The organism is Nodularia sp. UHCC 0506, from assembly GCF_034931045.1.
Taxonomy (GTDB): domain Bacteria; phylum Cyanobacteriota; class Cyanobacteriia; order Cyanobacteriales; family Nostocaceae; genus Nodularia.
Map to the genome: position 1 here is coordinate 99,088 of NZ_JAYGHH010000011.1, position 2,536 is coordinate 101,623.

Genomic DNA, 2,536 nt, shown 5'->3' on the forward strand with positions numbered 1-2,536 from the left:
CATCAGCGCTTGTCAATTGACTGGTAGAACCACCTGTTTCTTTGTACTTCCAATGGGCTGCAATCCCATATTCAGCAACATGATGCATTTCTACAGTGCGAATTTGAATCTCCAAAGGCCGGCCAGTCAAGCCAATCACGCCAGTATGCAACGACTGGTAACGGTTAGGCTTGGGCAATCCAATGTAATCCTTGAATCGAGAGGGAATGGGGCGAAAAGCATCATGAACCACTGCCAAAGCCCGATAGCATTCCTCATTAGTCTGGACTATAATTCGCAGGGCGGCCAAATCGTAAATTTCATGAAATTCTTTTTGCTGCCTTTGCATTTTTTGATAAATGCTATAAAGGTGCTTGGGACGACCACTGATATCCTGACAATGGATACCGGCTTGGTGCAAACGTTCTCGCAACATATCTGTGGCTTTCGCCAGTTTCTCTTCCCGCGCCGCCCGTTTTTCGGAAACATGATCTTGTATTTGCCGAAAAGCTTCTGGTTCGAGGTATTTAAAAGACAAATCTTCCAATTCCCATTTTATCCGCCACATTCCCAAGCGATTTGCTAGGGGGGCAAAAATATCTCTGGTTTCTTGGGCGCTGCGGCGGCGGCTGGATTCTGACATATATTGTAAAGTTCGCATATTATGCAAACGGTCTGCCAGTTTCACCACAATTACCCGGATATCCTGCGCCATAGCCAAAAACATCCGCCGGAAGTTTTCCGCTTGGCTTTCAGTTTTGCTAGTGAAATTGATTTTAGACAGCTTGGTGACACCTTCCACCAATTGCCGGACTTCTGGCCCAAAGTGTGATTCTATATCGTCACAAGTTACATCTGTATCTTCAACTACATCATGAAGAAATCCAGCTGCTATCATAGCAGGACTGCCCCCCAAATCTCGCAGCAATCCAGCTACGGCAACGGGATGACTAATATAGAGTTCTCCTGATTTGCGGTACTGTCCCTCATGCAGTTGATAAGCAAATTCAAATGCCTTACCAATTAAGACTGCATCAGTATACCTTCGGTTTGCTTCGGCTTCGCCCTTAAATGTTGAAAATTCTCTTAAACATTTTTGAAGCCATTCCGGAAGGGTGAGATCGGTGGGGGAATTTATAAGTATGCTGCTCATACAATAGGAATTAAAGGTAGTTGGTAGATAAGTCAGTGATGAACGTCATAGATAGCATCATGGACTAAAAATACTATCTGCCAGAGGTTTCAGTTAAAAATGAGAATGATTTTCTATTTGGCCTATGGTAATTATCCATACTGCGATTAGAAAATCTTATGCTGAAAATTCGATTTATGGCAAATAAAACCTCAAAGTGTAATTTGAGGCTGATGGTTTTTAATAAAAAGTTGAGAAAGTTTATTAGATAATTTTCTTGAAACTAATACTATCTTAACTAGGACTGAATGTCTCTAAATCTTGAGAAATATCAGGCACTAGCAACTTTGCTAGAGCAAGTACGCTGTGATACAACCTCGACCCCAGTAACTGCACCCCATCTGCGAAAGGGTGTATCCTTGTTACAGCAAATGTTTCGGCAGCAGATTGTGCCTTTGCCCGCAGAGAATTCGCGGGTACAATCCTATCGGACAGAGATTAGTAAGCAGTTGCGTTTGTTGGAAATTGATGTCATGTTTCTCCAAGGATCGCGCCAAGCATCGACTGCCGAAGGGAGGCTGAAGACGATAAGCGATCGCCTGACTACTCTAATTCAATACTGTGAAGCTATTCTCCAGCAAGAACCGGAGGAGGAAAAATAACAATTCTTTACCTTTTGCTCTACTTCTGACATCATCTCATTTTTCACTGCCAATTGAAAGTTATTTTTGTAACAAGTTGGGAAATGGGGAGTGGGGAGTAGGGAATAGGTTTGGAGATAAAATGTGGGAATATTTAGTAATTCGTAATTATGAAAACAGACGCAATTTTCTACGAAATATTTAAAGAATTCCCCAATATCTTTTTTGAAATTATCGGTAAACCTGATATTAACACCAATAGTTATGAGTTTAGCGCACCAGAAATTAAACAAAAAAGCTTTCGATTAGATGGGTTGTTTTCTCCCCTGGAAGCATTTCCTAATCAACCCCTGTATTTCGTCGAGATTCAGTTTTACAAAGATGATGAATTTTATGATCGACTGTTTACCAGTATTTCCCTTTATTTCACCCAATATCAACCACCTAACCCGGATTGGTTGGCAATAGTTATCTATGACAAACGCAGTAATGAACGTAGCTATCCCCTCCGTTATCGTTCATTGTTAGAACCTCATCTGCGTCGCTTTTACCTAGACGAACTTGAAGATGCACCAGATAATTCTCTAGGAGTAGGAATTGTTCGCTTAGTTGTAGAGAGTGAAAACAAAGCTGAAGAACTTGCCAAAACTCTGATTGACAAGGCGAGGGAGGAATTGATAGATACTCTCATCCAAAGAAAAGTTATAGAATTTATAGAGACAATTGTTGTCTACAAGTTTCCTAATTTAAGCCGCGAGGAAATAGAAACCATGCTGAATTTAAA

General features: G+C 41.1%; 3 protein-coding genes. 2 read left to right on the forward strand and 1 reads right to left on the reverse strand.

Annotation, left to right across the window (positions count from 1 at the left end; genetic code table 11):
- Nucleotides 1-1,132, reverse strand: a 1,132-nt coding sequence (locus tag VB654_RS09980) for a RelA/SpoT family protein (RefSeq protein WP_323213565.1), incomplete at its 3' end; no start/stop codon positions are given.
- 287 nt (nucleotides 1,133-1,419) lie between these two features.
- On the opposite strand from VB654_RS09980, the gene patD reads away from it, so the two are divergent.
- Both patD and VB654_RS09990 read left to right on the forward strand, forming a co-directional pair.
- Entirely contained in the window at nucleotides 1,420-1,773 is a 354-nt protein-coding gene (gene patD / locus VB654_RS09985; RefSeq protein WP_323213566.1) for a heterocyst frequency control protein PatD, read from the forward strand.
- A gap of 149 nt (nucleotides 1,774-1,922) precedes the next feature.
- Nucleotides 1,923-2,536: Rpn family recombination-promoting nuclease/putative transposase (locus VB654_RS09990; protein ID WP_323213567.1), on the forward strand; the 614-nt coding region annotated here is incomplete at its 3' end.

Bases quoted from the DNA above. Each gene is read 5' to 3' on its own strand.
- patD (WP_323213566.1), top strand. From the start codon at position 1,420: ATGTCTCTAAATCTTGAGAAATATCAGGCACTAGCAACTTTGCTAGAG.